We start from the raw sequence: 18,277 nt of genomic DNA on the forward strand, positions 1-18,277 counted from the left end.
ACCCACAACCCGCTACTCAGACCCCGAAGCGGGACAATCGGCAGAGCGCATCTTCGAAGCTCCCAAAAGACGAAGATTATGACGTAATATTTCACGCTCAATGTCACGAAAGGGTCACCTAAGAAACATAGGGCAATAAATAAGGTGTTCACCACCCTTTAGCTTTACCCTGAAACATATCTCCCCTTAACAAAGGGTCGCCCAACGCATACACATCTGGACGAACCCTAAACGCAGCCGCAGAAGAAAGGGTCGATCATGACCGAAACCATTGCAGCACAGGCACCCATCGCCGACACCTCCGAGCAGTTCAAGCTCGCCTTCGGCCACCAGCCCGCCGGCGTCGCCATCATCACCGCAACCGATGAAAATGGCGAACCCGCAGGTTTCACCGCCTCCTCGCTGACCTCCGTGTCCGCAGACCCCGCCATCATTGCCTTCTCCCTGAAGGCAAACAGCGGCTCCGCAGCAAAGATTGCGGCTGCGTCCTCCTTCCTCGTGCACATGCTCGACGCTGAGAATGTGACCCTCGCGAAGAACTTCGCAACCCACGACTACCCCCGCTTCGAGGACCCCAGCACCTGGGAATTCGTCCACACCGGCGAGCCCCTCGTCCACGGCGTACGCCGCGTACTGCGCGCAACCCCGCTCAGCCGCGTTGAGGCAGGCCCCGCACTCGTCTTCACCGCACAGGTTGAAGAGTTTATCCGCAACGACTGCGAAGGCACCCCGCTGGTCTACCACTCGCGCAACTTCCACGCGCTGGGTGACCACTCGAACGTGAACAACTACAGCATCTAACCCCGCGCAGGGGTCACGGGGCGGTATTCGACGACCATGAGGCGACGAATACCGCCCCGCGGCGTACCCTGAACATAACAGCGCACGCAGCACATGACAGCGCACAGCAACACAGCACAGAAGGAACAGTCATGACGGCTCAGACCACCCAGCCCGCATCCCTCCCCTGGCTCGAAAAGCTCATCGCGATTCCCACCATCTCCGGAACCTCCAACCTGGAACTTATTGAGCTCATCGAAGCCGAATTTGCCCGCTACGGCTACAGCGGCGTGCGCACCTACAACGAGGACGGCACCCGCGCCAACCTGCTGGTCACCGTCCCTGCCGCTGACGGCACCACCCGCGGCGGCCTCATTCTCTCCGGCCACACGGACGTCGTACCCGTCGCCGGTCAGGCGTGGGACGCCGACCCCTTCACCCTGCGTGTGGAGGGTACCCGCGCCTACGGTCGCGGCGTGTGCGACATGAAGGGCTTCCTCGCCGTGGCGCTTTGGCTGTTGCCGCGCGTTGCGGAGGCGAAGCTGCGCACTCCCCTGCACTTCGCGTTCTCCTACGATGAGGAAATCGGTTGCATTGGTGCACCCTCCCTTATCGAGGAGTTCGTGGCGCGCGACCTCGCCCCCGACTACGCGATTGTTGGTGAGCCCTCCAGCATGCGCATTATCGACGCGCACAAGGGCGCACACCGCGGCCGCGTCACCTTCACCGGCGTGCCCAAGCACGGCTCCCTCGCCACCCATGGCGTGAACGCGGTTGCCGCAGCAGGCGAGTTCATCACCTTCTTCACCGACATGGCGGACCAGTGGGAAGAAGAAGGCCCGTTCGACGAGTCGTTCATCATTCCCCACTCCACCGGTAGCGTGAACCTGGCAACCGGCGGCCTGCAGTACAACATCGTCGCCGAGCAGGCTGTGGTGGAGTACGATGTGCGCACTCTGCCGCAGGTGACCACCGAATCCTTCGTGGAGCGCATTGACCGCGAACTTTCGGAGGTCATACTGCCCGACCTGCAGGCGCGCGCCGCACGCGCCGAAAAGCTGACCGGTGCAGAGCCCGGTAGCCTCACCTCCCGCGTGGGTGTGAAGCACGAACTGCTCGCAGCCGTGCCGGGCCTGGGTACCGAGGACGACGCACCCATCGTACACCTCGCCCATGAGTGGCTGGGCACCAATGACGCACCACAGAAGGTCACCTACGGCACCGAGGCGGGCCAGTTCCAGCGCGCCGGCGTGCAGAGCATCATTTGCGGTCCCGGCGATATTGCCCAGGCGCACTCCCCGAACGAGTGGATTGAGCTGGAGCAGCTGAGCGAATGCGAGCGCTTCTTCGAGGCGATTCTCGACTGGGCGAGCGCCAAGTAGTAGCCGTGTAGCTGCGTAACAGCCAGTCCACCGCGGTTCGCAAGAGCCGCAGTTAGAGCCGCATAAAAATTACAGAAACTGCCCGGGTACCCCGTGAGGTGCCCGGGCATTTTTGCGCTGATGGCGGGTGGTGTTGGCGGGGTTCAAGTGTTGGTTGAGCCATGGATTTAACGATCGGTTGAACTGTGGGTTTAAGTATGGGTTTATGGAATGAGTCCAAGGTGTGGACTATGCCTGTTTTTCCCCTCATCCACCACATTTATTTTTAAACGAAAAACCCGAAAAACCGCTTATGTCTAAGGGTGAAATAACACAAAAGTATTGCCCTTCTAGGGTATTCAGGGTTCCATAGATGCCAAAGGTTAAACACGCCACTCGGGCGGCATAGCCCCACACAAAACCACACCTCCCTCACGCTCGGCACTGCGCACCCGACCGAATCCCGGTTTACCACCCGCAGTTCACTACCTGAAGGACACCCCGTGTACACCATCAGCCCCTACCTCGCCGAATTCCTCGGCACGCTCATTATGTGCACCATCGGCTGCGGCGTCATCGCCAACGTCGAACTTCGCCGGTCCAAAGGCCACGGCGACAACTTCTTCACCATCGCCTTCGGCTGGGGTTTCGCCGTCACCTTCGGCGTCTACGCCTCCCACGCCTACTCCGGCGGCCACCTCAACCCCGCTGTGTCTATCGGCCTGGCAGCGTTCGGCGAGTTCTCCTGGGAGAAGGTCCCCGGCTACATCATCGCCCAGGTACTCGGCGCAATGGTCGGCGCCGGACTGGTCTACCTCAACTACCTGCCGCACTGGAAAGCAACCGCCGACAAGAAGATTAAGCTCGGCGTTTTCGGCACCGTCCCCGCTATTCACAACTACTTCACCAACGCCCTCTCCGAAATGATCGGCACGTTCATGCTGGTCTTCTCGGCACTGTACACCGGTGTGAACTTCAAGCCGTCCATCAGCGGCGGTGTGGAACTCTCTCTCAACCTCAACGACGTGCTCAAGCCCCTCGCCTTCGGCTTCATGGTCACCGTACTCGTGATCGGTCTGGGCGGTCAGACCGGCTACGCTCTGAACCCCGCCCGTGACTTCGGTCCGCGCCTCATGCACGCCCTGCTGCCCATCCACGATAAGGGCTCCTCGCGCTGGTTCTACGCGTGGGTTCCGATCTGCGGCCCGATTGCCGGCGGTTTCATGGGTGGCGCATTCTTCAAGCTCTACTACGAGGGTCAGGTCAGCCCGTGGCTGTTCGTTTCCAGTGCTCTGGCACTTGTGGTTCTGCTCTTCGCGTGGTGGGCTAATAGCCACCTGTACCGCGCACCCAGCTCCGAGGTCATCCCCGAGTTTGAGGACACCCACGCTACCGCGGCGGCACGCGCGGCAACCTACACGCCGACCGGTTCCATGCCGATTCTGCTGCCCGAAGAGGTGAAGGGCAACCGTAGCACCCGCGTCGTCAACCAGGTGATTGAGGACGACTAGTCTTCCCGCCCGAGAACTTCCCTGTCTAGGGTTTCATCTAAAAACGGCGAACCCCTCATTTTCATAACCTGCACAATATCGGTCAGGTTATGAAAATGAGGGGTTCGTTGCGTCTACCTCACGGAAGGAATTGGATGGGCACTAGGCCGCGGCGGACGCCATTGCCAGCACCCGATCATGCTTAGCGAGGCGGCGCTTCTGAATCGCGCGCACCACCCAGATGCAGACCGCACCCAGGACCGCGCCGGCGGTGTTATTCACAATGTCATCCACATCGAAGGTGCGGTAGGTGAAGCCCGCCAGACCCCAGTTACCGGTCAGCTGGCTCAGTTCAATAAAGCTCGAGAGCGCGAAGCCACTCAACGCCGTAGCGCGCAGACCCCAGCGCAGGCAGCCCGCCGTAAAGAAGCCCAGCGGAATGAACATCGCGATATTGAAGAAGAGCTGCGCGTACACGGTGGTGAAGAAGCGGCGCAGACCCATGCCAGCCGTCAGGTCCCATGCCTGCTGCCAGCTCCAGCCCACGTAGAAGCGCGGGTAGTAGAGTTCGGGGTTCGTGACACTATTCGCGCTACCAATCGGGGTCAGCGTCAGCGAAAGAATCGACGCAAGGAACAGTGCGAAGGATGCAGTCAGCAGGTACTGGCGGATGCTGTGCGCTCGACCGGTCTTCTTGGCGCGCAGGCGCATGCCAATGAAGCCGATGATGGAGAGTGCGACAGTAAGCGCCGCAATCTCGATGGCGAAGGTGCCAATCATGTGTTTACTGAGCAGTTCCTGCATGCGGTGTGTTCCTTAGGTCGTGAGAGTGAGTTATATGCTTTCCACCTGTATATATGCCTGTTCTAACATATATTCCCGGTGGTATATAGCGGGTGTCTGTTCATGCCCGCCGCATATCATTCACCACCAGTGTAAAAGACGGCTCTATGGCTCACCCTAGGCGAAACTGTGAAAAAGCTGTACACGCACCCAAAAATGCCATGAGAACCACCACAGCCGGTGCCGTCAGTACAGAACATCCGGCGGGAACACCGGCGCAATATACCGACCAAACAGCAGCACGAACAAGAACGCGCCCGCAATCGCAGCCACCATCGCACCCACAACCTGCACCAGCCAGAGCATCAGGAACTTCACCATCTTGCCCTCAGAACGGGCAGTCAGCGCCTCCACCATGGCGGTCGAGAAGGTCGTAAAACCACCCAGCAGGCCGGTCGTAATCACGGTGCACCAGAACGCCACCTGATCCGTGGCGTTATAGTGCACGCCTAGCGCGCGAGGATTCGACACCGGCAAAATCAGCAGACCGTACAGGAACGAACCCACCAGGTTAATGACGAACACCGGGCTAATAATCGACGACTCCGTGCGCAGACGAGGCGACATCGCCTTATCGAGGAAGAAGCGGGTCATCGCACCCAGACCACCGCAGAGGAACACCATCAGAGCGAAAAACATTAGCGGCCCTCCTCAGCATCGTGGACGGGTACCAGGCGGGACGCCACAAAACGGCCCGTCAGCATGCCCGCCGCGGCGGCAACCAAACCACCCACCAGCAGCACCGCCACCGCCAGCATCATGTACGTGTAGTTGATGGTGTACGGCAGAAAAATCGTCTGCGCCAAAACCGCCGCAATCGACGAATACGTCGTATAGCCGCCCATCATACCCGCACCGAACAGCAGACGGAACGAATGAATCCGCTCCTCACCGTCACGGCGCGCGTAGGCGTTCCACACCATCGTCAGCAGGCCCAGCGTGAACGAACCTAGCAGGTTCGCCACCAGCACGCCGCCGGGAGTGTACACGCGGCACAGCGCCCCCGTACCGCCTCCCAAAAAGACAAGAAAAGGGGCAGGCACACGGCTCAGAACGCCTCCTATCCACTGTCGGATACTCGCGCGGTTCCTCATCGCTGTGCACCTGCCCTTTCATCTCGTATTAGTCTTCAGAGTGCGCCGTAGCGCACAAACGCACACTAATACTTTACTCTGACCCTAGCTTGCTACCCGAGTCGGCAGCAGCAGACTCACGCTCGTGCTGAATATTCTCGCTCATCTTCTCACTCAGCGCGGCGCCCTCAACATCCATATTCGGAGTGAGGCGATCCAGCCACTTAGGCATCCACCACGCCTTATCGCCCAGCAGAGCCATAATCGCCGGGGTCAGCGTCATGCGCACAATGAACGCATCCACGAGCACACCGAACGCCAGACCGAAGCCCATCGGGCGGATCATTGTCGAATCAGCGAAGATGAAGCCACCAAACACTGAAATCATGATGATCGCGGCAGCCACCACCACACGCACCGCATGGTTGTAGCCGCTCACAATGGCGGTCGCCGCATCCTTGCCGTGCACGTACGCTTCACGCATGCCGGTCACCAGGAACATCTGGTAATCCATCGCAAGACCGAAAAGAATACCGATGAGCAGGGTCGGCAAGAAGGACAGCACCGGACCCGGATGGTCCACGCCAAAGAGGGAGCTCATAAAGCCCAACTGGTAAATCGACACCACGGCGCCGAAGCTCGCCAGCACCGAGAAGAGGAAGCCCACCGAGGCAACCAGCGGAACCATAATCGAACGGAACACCAGGATCAGCACCAGGAAGGACAGCCCCATCACCACGCCCAGGTACAGGGGCAGCTTCTGCGCGAGCACCTCGGAGACGTCAATATTGCCGCTGGTCTGACCCGCAATGCCGAGAGACACCTCAGAGCCCTGAACCGGAACGGTCACGGCTCGCAGCTCGTGGACAAGCTCTTCAGTCTCCACAGAACTTGCACTGTGGGCAGGAATCACCTGGAAAATCATCAGGGTACGGTCATCGGTCATACCGCCGGGAACCACAGCCTGCACGTTCGCGCCGCCGCGCTCCTTCACCGCAGAGACGATATCAATCTGTGCCTGCTGAGCCTGCTCCTCGCTCATGTTCGCGGGCGTGTGCGCGACCGCAACCAGCGGGGCGCTCATGCCCTCACCGAACTTGTCCTTGACCAGCGCATACGACTTGTACGCGGCGCTATCGGAGGGGTAGTTTGAGGCGTCCGGCAGACCCAGGCGCATCTGAGACATAGGGGCGGCAACCGCCAGCAGCGCCAGCGTACCGGCCACCAGGGTCAGTAGCGGACGCGCCAGCACGAGGCGCAACCAGCCGTTCGGTTTCTCGGTGCGTTCGGCATCCTGCGCGCGGCGTTCCGCAATCTTCTGCGGGGTATCGATGGAAGCCCACAGCTTCTTCGACATGATTTTGGTACCCGCCAGGGACAGCACCGCCGGGGTGAGCGTCACCGCGATCAGGGCGGCAACAACCACGCAGAACGCGGCGGCATTACCCATCACGCCCAGGAAGGGAATACCGGTCACGTTCAGCGCCACGAGCGCAATAATCACGGTACTCGCCGCAAAAATCACGGCGTTACCGCTCGTGCCGTTCGCCAGAGCAATCGCCTGGACCTTCGGCATGCCATCCAGCAGGTTCGTGCGGTAGCGGTTCAGAATGAACAGCGAATAGTCGATACCGACCGCCAGACCAAGCATCAGACCCAGGGTGTAGGCGGTAGAACTCATCTCCACGACGGAGGAAAGCGAAAGCGTGCCGAGCACACCCACCACCACGCCCACCAGAGACATGAGAATCGGCAGGCCGGCAGCAACGAGAGTACCGAGCATAACCATGAGCACGATGAAGGCGATGACCATACCCGCAACCTCACCGGTGTGCGAGCCGCCGCCAAGCGCGGATTCACTCAGGTTCGCGTCGAACTGGACGGTCGCCCCGTGCAGGTTCGCCGACTCGAGATCGGACATGACCTTCTGCAATTCGGCGGACGGCACCTCGTAAATCTTCTTCTTAAACGAGACAGTCGCAATCGCCGTGGACTGATCCTCAGAGACCATACGGTAGCCGGCGGTGAAGTCGTAGAGCTTCTGCTGACGCTCCAGCTGCTCACGCTGTGCAGGCAGGTCACTCTCGGTCTTCTGAAGCTGGTTGCGCTGCTCGTCCAGCTTCTTCTTGCCCTCAGCCAGCTCGTCCTTCTTGGAGGCGATTTCTGCGCGACCCGCGTCAACCTGCTTCTGACTCTCGGCGAGAGTGTCGCGCTGCTGATTGAGCGCGTTCTGCTGTTCGGTCAGCTGCGTCTGCTGGGCGTTGAGCTGCTCCATCATGGCGGCGGGTGAGCCTGCCGCCTCCGCCTGGGCGTAGCCGTCCTTCAGCTGTGCCTGCGCGTCGTCCAACTGCTTCTGTGCGGAGGTGAGCTGCTTTCGACCTGCACTAATCTGCTCCTGCGAGTCGTCGAGCTTCTTCTCGTTGTCGGCAATCTGCTTCATGCCGTCCTCAAGCTGCGAGGCGGCGGCATTCAGCTGCTTTTTGCCGTCCTCGATCTGGGAGGGGGCGGCGTCAATCTTGGCGTGCGCCTCGTCAAGCTGGGTTTTCGCTTCTGCAAGCTTAGAGGTGGTGGTGAACGGGTCGGTGACCGCATCCACGGAGGGCACCTCGCTGGGCAGTGCGCTCAGAGCGGCGGAGAATGCTTGCTTCTGCTCTTCGGTGAGGGCGGTGCCGTCACCGGTGGTGAGAATGATCTGGCCGGAGCCGCGGTTGGCGCTGGGGAAGCGCTGTGCGAGCTCGTCGGAGAGCTGCTGGGTCTGCGTTCCGGGCATGGTGAAGGTGTTACTGAGCTTGCCGTGGAACGCGGTGTAGGCACCCGCTACACCGGCGACGATGAGTACCCAGGTGAGGATGACAGCCCATGCACGACGGGCGGCGGCTTCACCGATGCGGTAGAGCCATGTAGCCATGATTCAGTCCTTTGAAGTTGAGTGAGTGAAGAGTTTGGGTGTTGGGTGCGCGTGGTGTTTGCCCTGCCGTTTTACCCAATAGTTTTGCCCTACACTACGAACGCTACTGCCTGTTTTTGGGCAAAAAACACCCCGCTTCGGGCACCTGCAGAGAGGTGCCCGAAGCGAGAGTTTTTGAGCGTGAACGCTATGGGGCTTAGCTTGCGAATTCGCCCTGGACCAGGCGGCCCAGGTAGTCGAGTGCCTCGAGTACGCACTGGCGCATCGCTTCGATGGCGAGTGCTTCGGGGTGGGTGCCTTCGGGGGCTTCCGCTGCGACCTTGACCGTCATTTCTTCGGCGCGGGTGAGGTAGTAGTAGACGCCTTCACCGATGGTTTCGGCGAGGTTGGAGGCGAAGACTGCCACGCGCAGGTAGGGCAGGTCGGGGTACGCCTCGAGGTACTGCTCAAGGAAGATGTCGTAGGTGCGCTCGAGGATGACGTGCGAATATTCTTCGAACTTCGCGGGGCTGTCCATTTCGAGGGCGTAGAGCAGGTGTGCGAAGGGTGCGATGTACTCTTCGAGGGTGTTGCTCATGAAGACCTTGCGGGCAATGGAGAGCATTTCGGCTTCCATGCTTGCGTTTTCACCGGAGATGGTGAAGTCGCATTCTTCGAAGATGCGGTTGAAGTACTGGTTCATGCGGGTGACCAGCACGTCGTCTACGGAGGCGAAGTGGTTGAAGATGGTGCGGCGGGAGACGCCTGCGCGTTCCGCGAGTGCTTCTGCGTTGAGGGCGCCGTAGCCGCCCTCGAGGATGAGGGATTCTGCTGCCTCAACGATTGCGATGCGGTTCTCTGCCTTGCGGGCGGAACGCTTGTCCGTGATGTTTGCGGGGGATTCAACAAGATTAGCCATGCTTTTTACAATACGCGCAATGTTTCACCGGGAGTAACTATTTGGGGGTTAGATTCACCACATATTTGCACTCAAGGCAATAAACTTGAAGTGCAGATTTAATCTTTACTCAACAAGCAATTTAGTGTTTTAGCACGTCAGGGCGCTATAACACCCCAAAAACGCGCACCAAGGGGCGGGGTATGCACAACACACCCCACCCCCTCGAGCACTCACCCGGCTACCCGCTCAGCGAGCCGCTCAGCAAGCCACCGAGCAGGCGCATTAGGCGCGCGCCGCCTCCAAAGGCAGACGCACCGTAAAGACCGTATGCCCAGGCTGACTCTGCACCTGAATCGAACCGCCGTGCGCCTGCACAATCGCCTGCACAATTGCCAGTCCCAGGCCGGTGGTGCCATCCGAACCGGAACGCGCCTTATCGGCACGGGTGAAGCGGTCAAAAATCTTCGGCAAGAAGTCCGGGGCAATACCCGGACCGTTATCGGTCACGGTCACCACGGCTTCACGGCGTGCAGTATCCACGGCCAGGCCAGCGGTCACTCGAGTACCCTCGTCCGTGTGCTTGCGGGCATTCGAGAGCAGGTTCAAGATCACGCGCTGAATCTGGGAGCGGTCGGCAACAACCTCAACCGGCTCGTCAGGCAGGTTCAGGTGCCATTCGTGGGTGCGCGCTGCCGCCTGCATGTCGGAGGTGCATTCAAGCACCAGCTCGGTCAGGTCAACCTGCTCAAACTTGGGTTCGCGACCCTCGTCCAGGCGAGCGAGGGTCAGCAGATCCTCAACTAGGCGGGACATACGTTCGGTCTGCGAGTCGATACGCGCCAGGGAGGACTGGCCGGATTCGCTGAGCGGCTCGGTCCAGCGGAGCATATCGGAGTACCCCTTAATGGCGGCAAGGGGCGTGCGTAGCTCGTGGGAGGCGTCCGCAATAAAGGCGCGAATCTGATGTTCGGTGCGTTCGCGCACCTCCAGAGCAGAGTTCACGTTATCGAGCAGCTGATTGAGGGCGTAGCCCACGGCACCCACTTCGGTGCGCGGGTCGGAATCACGCGGCTCCACTCGCACCGCCGAGGAGATGGTGTGCTCTTCCAGGTCCAGGTGCGCCACATCGGTTGCCACCGCGGAGACTCGCTCCAGGGGCTTCATGGTGCCGCGAATAATGTAAGAGCCCGCCACGCCGGCACCGACCATCACTGCGATGGAACCGAGGGCTACCACAATCACGAAGATGGTGAGGGTCTGCTGTACGTTGGCGAGCGGAATACCAACCACCTGAGCGTCGGCGCTGCTATTAGCCTTCGGGGTGATTTTGATGAGGTACAGGCCGGATTCCAGTTTGACCTCTCGGACTTCTTCTTTGGTGGCGTTCAGTGCCATGGTTCCGAGGGTTACCTGGTCATTGGCGGAGAGGGTTTGTACAGTGCCGTCCTTGGCGAGCTTGCTGGCGATTTCCACGGCACCTTCGGACTCAACACAGGTAATGATGGTTCCGGACGCCTGACCGGGCGCAAAGAGAGAGCTACTCTTCTGCAGGTCGCTGCAGTCCACTTCTTCTCGCTTGCCGTCTCGGGAGGTCGGCTGCACTACGCGGTGACTGGTTTCTTTGAGGTCGCTTTGTGCCTGCTGGTAGAGGGAGTTCTGCAGGGTCACGTAGGTGGACAGGCCAATGATGAGGCATGCAATGCCGAGGGCTGTCACGAGGATGGCGATAAGGCGCGAACGCAGGTGGGGTACGTACCCGAGCTCTTCGGGGGATGCCTCGGGGTTCCTCATGCTCTTCCAGGCTGCGCGTAGGCGCACGAAGAAGTTCCCCGGGGAGGGGGCGGCACCGTCTCGTGCGGGGGCACCCGCGCGCAGGGGGCGGGTTGCTTCGTTATCCGGGGAGGCGGTTTCACCGGGTGAGTAGGAGCCCACGAACATCCTTTCTTTCTATATTCGAAATACAGAATATAACTGATATGGCGCGGTATAACCGGGTGTTATACCGCGCCATATGAAGAGCAGAGAATAAACTTAGACGGCGGGACGTAGCACGTAACCGGCACCGCGCACGGTGTGAATCATCGGTTCGCGACCCACATCAATCTTCTTACGCAGGTACGAGATGTACAGCTCCACAATATTCGCCTGACCACCAAAATCGTAGTTCCAGACATTATCAAGAATCTGACTCTTGGAGACCACGCGCTTCGCGTTCTCCATGAGGTAGCGCAGCAGGTCGAACTGAGTCGCGGTGAGGTTAATCTGCTCGCCACCGCGGGTGACCTCACGGGTATCCTGGTTCAGCACCAGGTCGCCAACGACCAACTCAGCATCGTCAATGGCGGCAACACCGGAACGCTGCACCAGGCGGTGCAGGCGAATCATGACCTCTTCCATGGAGAAGGGCTTAGTCACGTAGTCATCCGCACCTGCGGCAAGGCCCTCAATACGGTTATCCACCGAGTCCTTAGCGGTCAGGAAGAGGCAGGGAACCTCGGGGTAGAACTTACGGATACGGGAGAGCAGCTCCAGTCCGTCGAAGCCGGGCATCATAATATCCAGCACGAGCACATCGGGGCGCCAATCGCGGGCAATCGCGAGTGCGGAGGGACCGTCACCTGCGGACTGCACATCCCAGCCGATCATTTTCAGACCCATGCTGACGAGTTCTTTGAGCATCTCCTCATCGTCAACGACGAGGGCGCGGATGGGACTACCGTCCGGGTGCTCTAGCGCGGGAAGGTTCTTTGCGATTTCGGTTGCTTTGCTGCTCATGTGATTAAGGGTATCGCGATTTAGGGTTCGCGCGTGAGGCGGGAGCCGGTTTTCAGCCGCAAACTTATGGAATGCTTGCCCGCGTCACAGCTGGGGCACAGCTTTACCCCGCATTTGCGCGTCAACCCTTCATGACAGCTTCAAACTTTCGGTAAAATTTGTAGTAGCTTAGGTGATACTCAATCGCCTTTTATTGTTTCAGTGTGTCACCCCGACACAGGCGCCCCGACACCCGCAAAGGAGGACACATGCGCATTAGCCGTATCTATAACAATAATGTTGTCCTCACTGTGGATCATTTGGGCAAGGAGTCCGTGATGATTGGTCGCGGCATTGCCTTTGGTAAGCGTAAGGGTCAGCTGATTGACCCGTCTGCGGTGGAGCAGACGTTTGTGCCGGAGCAGGGCATGTCGGGTGAGCGTTTGAGTATGACTCTGTCTGAGATTCCGACGGAGATTCTGTCGATTGCCACGCTTTTGGAGTCGAAGGTGCGCGCCGAGGGTGCGCTGGAGCTGTCGAACTCGTTTATTCTTCCGCTGGCTGATCACCTGCACTATGCGGTGGTTCGTGCGCGTGACGGGGTGCGGGTGCAGTATCCGCTCGCCCCGGAGGTGACTGTTCTCTACCCACGCGAGGTGGAGTACGGCCGCGCAGTGTTGGCGATGGTTCGCGAGCGCCTGCAGGTTGAGCTGGACCCAAACGAGGCTATCCCCCTCGCGTTGCACCTGGTCAATGCACAATTTGCGACGGCAGACATGTCTCAGGCATTCCGCATGACTGAGGTTTTCGCGCAGGTTTTTGAAATTATTGAGGCAAGCTACGAGCGCAAGCTCGACCCGGATTCCATGAGTGCGGCACGTTTTGTGACGCACCTGCGGTACCTGTTTGTGCGGGCGAGCCGCGCCTCCGCAAATCGTGCGGAGGATGTTGATGAGGTGTCGCAGCCGAGTTTGTTGGCTGCTCTTCGTGCGGATGCACCGCGCGCCTACGCGTGTGCACAGAAGGTTTTGTTGGTGCTGCAGATGCAGTTGAAGCAGACCCTGACTCGTGATGAGTTGACGTATTTGACGATTCATATTGCGCGCCTGGCGCGGGATATGTGGGGCATTAACGCCTAGCGTTGGTGCTTCCAAAAAATGCAGGGGCGAAAGCGGTTGGAGGGTACTCCGGCCGCTTTTCTGTATCCGCCGCTTTTCTGTATCCAGGTTTGGGGGCGCGCCGGGCGGAACGTGGCCGTTAAAGGTGGGTTGCTATTTATATATACAACCTGTCACTAAATTGTCGTTTTCCCGGGTTTTCCTTCGCGCGTTAGCGCGTCGATTTAAATTTTGAAATGACGGTTTATAGCGGCGTATTCCAGAAATACCATTCTGTGGACAGACCGCAGGAAAATGTGGGTTTTTTATTAATCCCACATCTTTTGATTCGCACACTCATTTTTTGCTCGGTATTTTCTTTGTAAGTCATTTTCTCGCACTCGTGCGCTCCACATATTCCACGTCAAACACCTCGCCAGTCCATCAGCAAGACGCCAATACTCCCGAATTTTCGCGAGAGTAACGCTAACCCCTTCGCGCAGACAAGCATTTTTCGGTGTTCTGTTTAAATTTTTTACACCCTGGCAATAAATACGTGTTTTGACATCAAAAACCCATATTCCAACACTTGAAAAAATGTCACAAGAACCTAAAGTGTGCATGCTCAGAAAAAACCCACAAAACACAAAAACAACGTGTTACTATCTGAGAATTATGAGGCTCCTCACGGGGCCACTACACACCATGTCACGAACACGAGAGGACCACTATGGTCACTATCATTGTGGCGGCACACGGCGAGTCGGCTCCGGCTCTGCTGAAGACCGCCGGCATGATCCTCGGTAACTTCGAAAACGTCCACCCGGTCACGTTCCTGCCGGGTCAGGGCCCCGAAGATCTCGTCGAAGAGTACACCCGCATCGTTGAGGCGTCTGAAGCAGAAGAAACCCTGCTGCTGGTCGATCTCTTCGGCGGTAGCCCCTACAACGCCGGTGCGCAGTTCGCAGCCACCCGCGAGGGCGTCGACGTCGTCTCCGGTGTCAACGTACCGATGCTTATTGAGGTCATCTCCGGCGCAGGCCGTAAGAACGCAACCCTCAAGTCCCTGGTCGCTAAGGCGCACAAGGCTGGCACTAAGGGTATTCGCTCCTTCCAGGAGGCGAACCAGCCCGCGGCCGCCAAGCCCGCCGAGGCGAAGCCCGCAGAGACCAAGGCGGTCGAGGTTCCGGCTGCTCAGCAGGTTCCCGGCGGCACCATGGACGCTATCTTCACCCGCATCGACTCCCGTCTGATTCACGGTCAGGTGGCAGGCACCTGGGTTCCGCATATCGCACCGCAGACCTTCATCGCGGCATCCGATAATGCGGCACACGATCAGCTGCGCAAGTCCCTGCTGCTGCAGGTCGCGCCGACCAGCGTGAAGACCAACGTCCTGGACATCGCTAAGGCTGGCCGCGTGTACAACAACCCCAAGTACACCGGCATGAAGACCATGTTCGTCGTGGAATCCCCCGTTGACGTGGTGCGACTGCTCGACGAAGGCGTCAAGATCAACGAAGTGAACGTTGGTGGCGTCACCTTCAAGACCGGCATGGTTCAGCTTTCGGACGCAGTGTACGCCTCCGAGGAACACCTGGAAGCCTACCGCGAACTCATTAAGCGCGGTGTGAAGCTGACGGTGCAGCAGCTGCCCAACCACTCCCCGGTTGATTTGGAAAAGATCCTCAAGCAGAAAGGCCTGGACGCATGAGCGCCCTGACGTTTATTCTCGTTGTTCTCGTGGCGTTCATTGCGGGCGTCGCATCCGTGGTGGACGAGCGTCAGTTCCACCGCCCCCTGGTCGCTTGCACCCTGATGGGTTTTGCGCTGGGTGACCCGACTACCGGCATTATGCTCGGTGGCGCACTGGAGCTCATCGCCCTGGGCTGGATGAACGTCGGTGCGGCGATGGCTCCCGACTCAGCTCTGGCGTCCACCATCTCCGCTGTTGTTGTGATTCAGGGTCACCAGGACATCACCACCGGTATTGCTATTGCTGTGCCGCTGGCGGCAGCAGGTCAGGTTCTGACCATTTTCGTTCGTACCATTACGGTGTTCTTCCAGCATCAGGCGGATAATTTCGCAAAGACGGCTAACTTCCGCGGTATTGAGTTGATGCACATTAGCGGTATGGCTCTGCAGGGTCTGCGCGTGGCTATCCCGACCGCTATTGTGGCGCTGATTAGCTCCGACGAGCTGACCCGCCTGCTGGGCATGATTCCGGAACAGGTGACCATCGGTCTGCGTATTGCCGGTGGCATGATTACCGTGGTCGGTTTCGCAATGGTCATCAACATGATGCGTTCGAAGGCCCTCATGCCCTTCTTCTTCCTCGGCTTCATCGCCGCCGCCGCTATCCCGGCAACCCAGTCGATTGTGCCGCTACCCGGCGGAAGCTCAAAGGACGTCCTCGTGGCACTGTCCACCCCGGCACAGTTCAACCTGGTTGCTATCGGCCTGGTCGGCGCCTGCCTGGGCCTGCTGTACACGCAGCTGAACCCGCTCTTCCATAAGAGTGAGGCACCCGCCGTAGCACCGGCCGCCGCCAATGACCTCGACAACGAGCTCGAATAAGGAGCATCACCATGACTGAAAACAAGAACGTCGAGCTCGTTGAAGTTCCCGAGCTCACCCAGCGCGATAAGGTCGACACCTACATCCGCTCCACCTTCCTGCTCGGTTCGTTCAACTTCGAACGCATGCAGTCCATCGGTTTCGCGGTTTCCATGATTCCGGCCATTAAGCGCTTCTACACCAAGAAAGAAGACCAGGCGGAGGCGCTGACCCGCCACCTGGAGTTCTTCAACACCCAGCCGTGGGTTGCATCCTCGATTATGGGCGTGACCGCTGCGATGGAGCGTGAGAAGGCAGCCGGTAAGGACATTGACGAAGCCGCCATCACCAACGTTAAGGTGGGCCTGATGGGCCCACTGGCCGGCGTGGGCGACCCGATTTTCTGGGGTACCGCACGTATCGTGCTGGCGGCTCTGGGCGCATCCCTGGCGGTGACCGGCAATATTCTGGGCCCGCTGCTGTTCTTCTTCGGCATGACCGCAATTCGTTGGGCAACCCGCTGGTACGGCTTCAAGTACGGCTACGAGAAGGGCACCCAGATTGTGACCGAGGCGGGCGGCAACACCCTGCAGAAGATTACTCAGGGCGCCTCCGTGATGGGCCTGTTCGTGATGGGTGCTCTGGTGTACCGCTGGACGAGCGTGAACATTCCGTTGCCACTGACTAGCTACACAAACCAGGCGGGCGAGACGGTAAATGTGACCGTCCAGTCCGTGCTGAACGATCTGCTGCCGGGCCTGGCCTCGCTGGGTCTGTGCTTCCTGTGCATGTGGCTTCTGAAGAAGAAGATTAACGCCATCTGGTTGATTTTCGCCCTCTTTGGCGTGGGCATCCTCGGTTCCTACCTGGGATTCCTGGCTCTCTAAAAATATGAGGAATGAGCCCTTTCACCCTTCAGTGAAGGCGTGAGATTCAGGGGCTATATCTCAAGTGGTGGGGGTGCGGTCGGTACACTTAAAAGTACCGGCGGCACCCCCGTTTTTTATGGGTTGCGGCGCACAATTCGCGGCAATGCAGCCCTCCCGCGAAGGAGTTTCTATGACCAAATTGATGGCTTTCGATCTTGACGGCACGATCCTGTTTAACCGTGCCGTGGAGCCTGCCACTGAGCAGGCGATTGCCCGCTGGCAGGCGGAGGGTAACCTGGCGGTCTCGTGCACGGGCAAGAGCATTTTTGCCACGCAACTGGCGTTGAACCCGACCGCCATCCGTTTTGATTACCACGTGCTGTACACGGGTGCGGTGATTACTGACCGGCAGTACCGGGTGATTTACCATCAGCCTCTTCCGGTGAGTGTTGTGCAAGCGTGCTACGAGCATTTCAGCACCGTGGACGGCGTGGCTCTGTTCGCGACGACTCTGGATAACGATTACAGCCTCTGCGACCGGGTGGGCTCCTCGACGAATATCCTGCCGGAGTTCACTCCCCTGCCGGCTGACGACCTGCAGAACCACGAGTACGTGGGTGTGCCCCTGTGGATTCCGGATGCTCAGGTTCGCGAGGCGGCGTACACCTGGATTCTGGAGCGTTTTGGTGATTCGGTGGACTGCCACAAGAACCAGGATTTCCTGGATATTGTGCCGCCCGCCTGCACAAAGGGCACCGGTCTGCAGCATCTGGTGGAGTACCTGCAGTCGGAGCATCCGGGTAGCTCCTATGAGGTGCACACGATTGGCGACTCGTGGAACGATATCGACATGCACCGCTACGCCGACCGTTCGGCGTCTTTCAGCTACTCCCCCGATGAGGTCAAGGCCGTCACCACCGATTGTGTGGATAAGGCGTACGAGTTCATTGAGGCTTCCCTGTAGCTGATTCGAAGGCGGTGGCTAGGCGAGCGCTGAACCCGTCTAGCCGCTTTCTCTTGCGCAGCTCCCCTCCCCGTCACATCCGCTCCCCCGTTTCACGTGAAACACCGCTTTCCCGTTACTCCCCGTGTACCCCCGTGAGGTTTCTATGTGCCCTTCCGCTTCTCAGCCCCGTAAGAACCAGCCCGGCAAGGATCAGTTTCCCAAGAGCCAGTCCCAGAAGAGCCAGCAACCGGAGCCTGCCCAGTCTTACGACCCGTCCAGCTTCTCTGACACCTTCCGCGCTATGGCGCGTGAATCACTCGTGAAGAACCAGAAGAACCGCCCGGACTCCCCCATCGTCTCGATTTCCCCGGTGCTGATTGTTTTGGGCGCCATTGCGGCGGCGCTGTACGGGCTGTGGCAGAGCTGGGCGTGTCTCATCCCGCTGGTGCTGATTCTGGTGCTCATGTGGGTTCGCTACACGATGCAGCGTCAGGCGCTCAACGATTTTGCGGAGCTGGAGGCGGCACGCACCGCGTGGAAAAAGACCCGCAACCGCCAGTACCTGGAGCTGATGGCGGCGCAGTCGACGCGCATCCTGGATGAGAATAAGGCGCTGACCAAGCAGGCTCGCGCGCATGTGCAGGAGTACGCGGATTTCGCGGCGCAGAAGCTGGGCACTCAGCGCTAAACATCGTGAGTGCACAGGCATCAAGAAACCCCCTC

16 protein-coding genes are annotated in these 18,277 nt (G+C 59.3%); 9 read left to right on the forward strand and 7 right to left on the reverse strand.

The genetic code is table 11. The features are described 5' to 3' along the window. Positions 1-258 precede the first annotated feature (258 nt). The 3 genes from HMPREF2919_RS06070 to HMPREF2919_RS06080 all read left to right on the forward strand — a co-directional run bounded on the left by HMPREF2919_RS06070 (position 259) and on the right by HMPREF2919_RS06080 (position 3,652). Complete coding sequence (locus HMPREF2919_RS06070) at positions 259-801, forward strand: flavin reductase family protein (RefSeq protein WP_070666810.1); 543 nt, start codon at positions 259-261, stop codon at positions 799-801. 131 nt (positions 802-932) lie between these two features. Continuing rightward, positions 933-2,162, forward strand: a complete 1,230-nt coding sequence (argE, locus tag HMPREF2919_RS06075) for an acetylornithine deacetylase (RefSeq protein WP_070666812.1) — start codon at positions 933-935, stop codon at positions 2,160-2,162. 482 nt (positions 2,163-2,644) lie between these two features. Then, entirely contained in the window at positions 2,645-3,652 is a 1,008-nt protein-coding gene (locus HMPREF2919_RS06080) for an MIP/aquaporin family protein (RefSeq protein ID WP_070599537.1), read from the forward strand. Between the two features lie 141 nt (positions 3,653-3,793). Here HMPREF2919_RS06080 and HMPREF2919_RS06085 read toward each other — a convergent pair whose 3' ends face one another. The 7 genes from HMPREF2919_RS06085 to HMPREF2919_RS06115 all read right to left on the reverse strand — a co-directional run bounded on the left by HMPREF2919_RS06085 (position 3,794) and on the right by HMPREF2919_RS06115 (position 12,110). Further along, positions 3,794-4,435, reverse strand: coding sequence for a VanZ family protein (locus HMPREF2919_RS06085; protein WP_070666814.1), 642 nt, complete (start codon positions 4,433-4,435; stop codon positions 3,794-3,796). 225 nt (positions 4,436-4,660) lie between these two features. After that, complete coding sequence (locus HMPREF2919_RS06090; protein WP_070666816.1) at positions 4,661-5,113, reverse strand: fluoride efflux transporter FluC; 453 nt, start codon at positions 5,111-5,113, stop codon at positions 4,661-4,663. Next, on the reverse strand, positions 5,113-5,517 hold the full coding sequence (locus tag HMPREF2919_RS06095) for a fluoride efflux transporter FluC (RefSeq protein ID WP_246824062.1): 405 nt from the start codon (positions 5,515-5,517) through the stop codon (positions 5,113-5,115). The genes HMPREF2919_RS06090 and HMPREF2919_RS06095 overlap by 1 nt, the downstream gene beginning before the upstream one ends. A gap of 124 nt (positions 5,518-5,641) precedes the next feature. Next, on the reverse strand, positions 5,642-8,455 hold the full coding sequence (locus HMPREF2919_RS06100) for an MMPL family transporter (protein ID WP_070666820.1): 2,814 nt from the start codon (positions 8,453-8,455) through the stop codon (positions 5,642-5,644). 196 nt (positions 8,456-8,651) lie between these two features. Beyond that, positions 8,652-9,353, reverse strand: a complete 702-nt coding sequence (locus tag HMPREF2919_RS06105; RefSeq protein ID WP_049352268.1) for a TetR/AcrR family transcriptional regulator — start codon at positions 9,351-9,353, stop codon at positions 8,652-8,654. A gap of 264 nt (positions 9,354-9,617) precedes the next feature. Further along, a complete protein-coding gene (locus HMPREF2919_RS06110; protein ID WP_246824063.1) occupies positions 9,618-11,273 on the reverse strand; it encodes a sensor histidine kinase in 1,656 nt (551 codons plus the stop codon). A 93-nt stretch (positions 11,274-11,366) separates the two neighbouring features. Next, positions 11,367-12,110: a response regulator transcription factor gene (locus HMPREF2919_RS06115; protein WP_049345979.1), complete on the reverse strand. Its 744-nt coding sequence runs from the start codon at positions 12,108-12,110 to the stop codon at positions 11,367-11,369. Positions 12,111-12,358: 248 nt separating this feature from the next. On the opposite strand from HMPREF2919_RS06115, the gene HMPREF2919_RS06120 reads away from it, so the two are divergent. The 6 genes from HMPREF2919_RS06120 (at position 12,359) to HMPREF2919_RS06145 (ending at position 18,242) form a co-directional block, all read left to right on the forward strand. Next, a complete protein-coding gene (locus tag HMPREF2919_RS06120) occupies positions 12,359-13,228 on the forward strand; it encodes a PRD domain-containing protein (RefSeq protein ID WP_070666822.1) in 870 nt (289 codons plus the stop codon). A 688-nt stretch (positions 13,229-13,916) separates the two neighbouring features. Further along, positions 13,917-14,897 carry a mannose/fructose/sorbose PTS transporter subunit IIA gene (locus tag HMPREF2919_RS06125; protein ID WP_049326832.1) on the forward strand — a complete coding sequence of 327 codons (981 nt, stop codon included), beginning with the start codon at positions 13,917-13,919 and terminating at the stop codon, positions 14,895-14,897. Beyond that, positions 14,894-15,760: a PTS mannose/fructose/sorbose transporter subunit IIC gene (locus tag HMPREF2919_RS06130; RefSeq protein ID WP_012902657.1), complete on the forward strand. Its 867-nt coding sequence runs from the start codon at positions 14,894-14,896 to the stop codon at positions 15,758-15,760. The genes HMPREF2919_RS06125 and HMPREF2919_RS06130 overlap by 4 nt, the downstream gene beginning before the upstream one ends. Before the next feature lie 11 nt (positions 15,761-15,771). Further along, on the forward strand, positions 15,772-16,626 hold the full coding sequence (locus HMPREF2919_RS06135) for a PTS system mannose/fructose/sorbose family transporter subunit IID (protein WP_012902656.1): 855 nt from the start codon (positions 15,772-15,774) through the stop codon (positions 16,624-16,626). Between the two features lie 172 nt (positions 16,627-16,798). After that, positions 16,799-17,572 carry an HAD-IIB family hydrolase gene (locus HMPREF2919_RS06140; protein WP_044149982.1) on the forward strand — a complete coding sequence of 258 codons (774 nt, stop codon included), beginning with the start codon at positions 16,799-16,801 and terminating at the stop codon, positions 17,570-17,572. Between the two features lie 145 nt (positions 17,573-17,717). Continuing rightward, on the forward strand, positions 17,718-18,242 hold the full coding sequence (locus HMPREF2919_RS06145; protein WP_172855766.1) for a hypothetical protein: 525 nt from the start codon (positions 17,718-17,720) through the stop codon (positions 18,240-18,242). Positions 18,243-18,277 lie beyond the last annotated feature (35 nt).

It is taken from the genome of Rothia sp. HMSC068E02 (genome assembly GCF_001813565.1).
Classification (GTDB): Bacteria; Actinomycetota; Actinomycetes; order Actinomycetales; family Micrococcaceae; genus Rothia.

Excerpts from the sequence above, each read along its gene's own strand:
- HMPREF2919_RS06115 (WP_049345979.1), bottom strand. The coding sequence starts at position 12,110 with ATGAGCAGCAAAGCAACCGAAATCGCAAAGAACCTTCCCGCGCTAGAG.
- HMPREF2919_RS06145 (WP_172855766.1), top strand. The coding sequence starts at position 17,718 with ATGTGCCCTTCCGCTTCTCAGCCCCGTAAGAACCAGCCCGGCAAGGAT.
- HMPREF2919_RS06120 (WP_070666822.1), top strand. The coding sequence starts at position 12,359 with ATGCGCATTAGCCGTATCTATAACAATAATGTTGTCCTCACTGTGGAT.
- HMPREF2919_RS06135 (WP_012902656.1), top strand. The coding sequence starts at position 15,772 with ATGACTGAAAACAAGAACGTCGAGCTCGTTGAAGTTCCCGAGCTCACC.
- HMPREF2919_RS06100 (WP_070666820.1), bottom strand. The coding sequence starts at position 8,455 with ATGGCTACATGGCTCTACCGCATCGGTGAAGCCGCCGCCCGTCGTGCA.
- HMPREF2919_RS06130 (WP_012902657.1), top strand. The coding sequence starts at position 14,894 with ATGAGCGCCCTGACGTTTATTCTCGTTGTTCTCGTGGCGTTCATTGCG.
- HMPREF2919_RS06085 (WP_070666814.1), bottom strand. The coding sequence starts at position 4,435 with ATGCAGGAACTGCTCAGTAAACACATGATTGGCACCTTCGCCATCGAG.
- HMPREF2919_RS06070 (WP_070666810.1), top strand. The coding sequence starts at position 259 with ATGACCGAAACCATTGCAGCACAGGCACCCATCGCCGACACCTCCGAG.
- HMPREF2919_RS06110 (WP_246824063.1), bottom strand. The coding sequence starts at position 11,273 with ATGTTCGTGGGCTCCTACTCACCCGGTGAAACCGCCTCCCCGGATAAC.
- HMPREF2919_RS06090 (WP_070666816.1), bottom strand. The coding sequence starts at position 5,113 with ATGTTTTTCGCTCTGATGGTGTTCCTCTGCGGTGGTCTGGGTGCGATG.
- HMPREF2919_RS06105 (WP_049352268.1), bottom strand. The coding sequence starts at position 9,353 with ATGGCTAATCTTGTTGAATCCCCCGCAAACATCACGGACAAGCGTTCC.
- HMPREF2919_RS06140 (WP_044149982.1), top strand. The coding sequence starts at position 16,799 with ATGACCAAATTGATGGCTTTCGATCTTGACGGCACGATCCTGTTTAAC.
- HMPREF2919_RS06125 (WP_049326832.1), top strand. The coding sequence starts at position 13,917 with ATGGTCACTATCATTGTGGCGGCACACGGCGAGTCGGCTCCGGCTCTG.
- argE (WP_070666812.1), top strand. The coding sequence starts at position 933 with ATGACGGCTCAGACCACCCAGCCCGCATCCCTCCCCTGGCTCGAAAAG.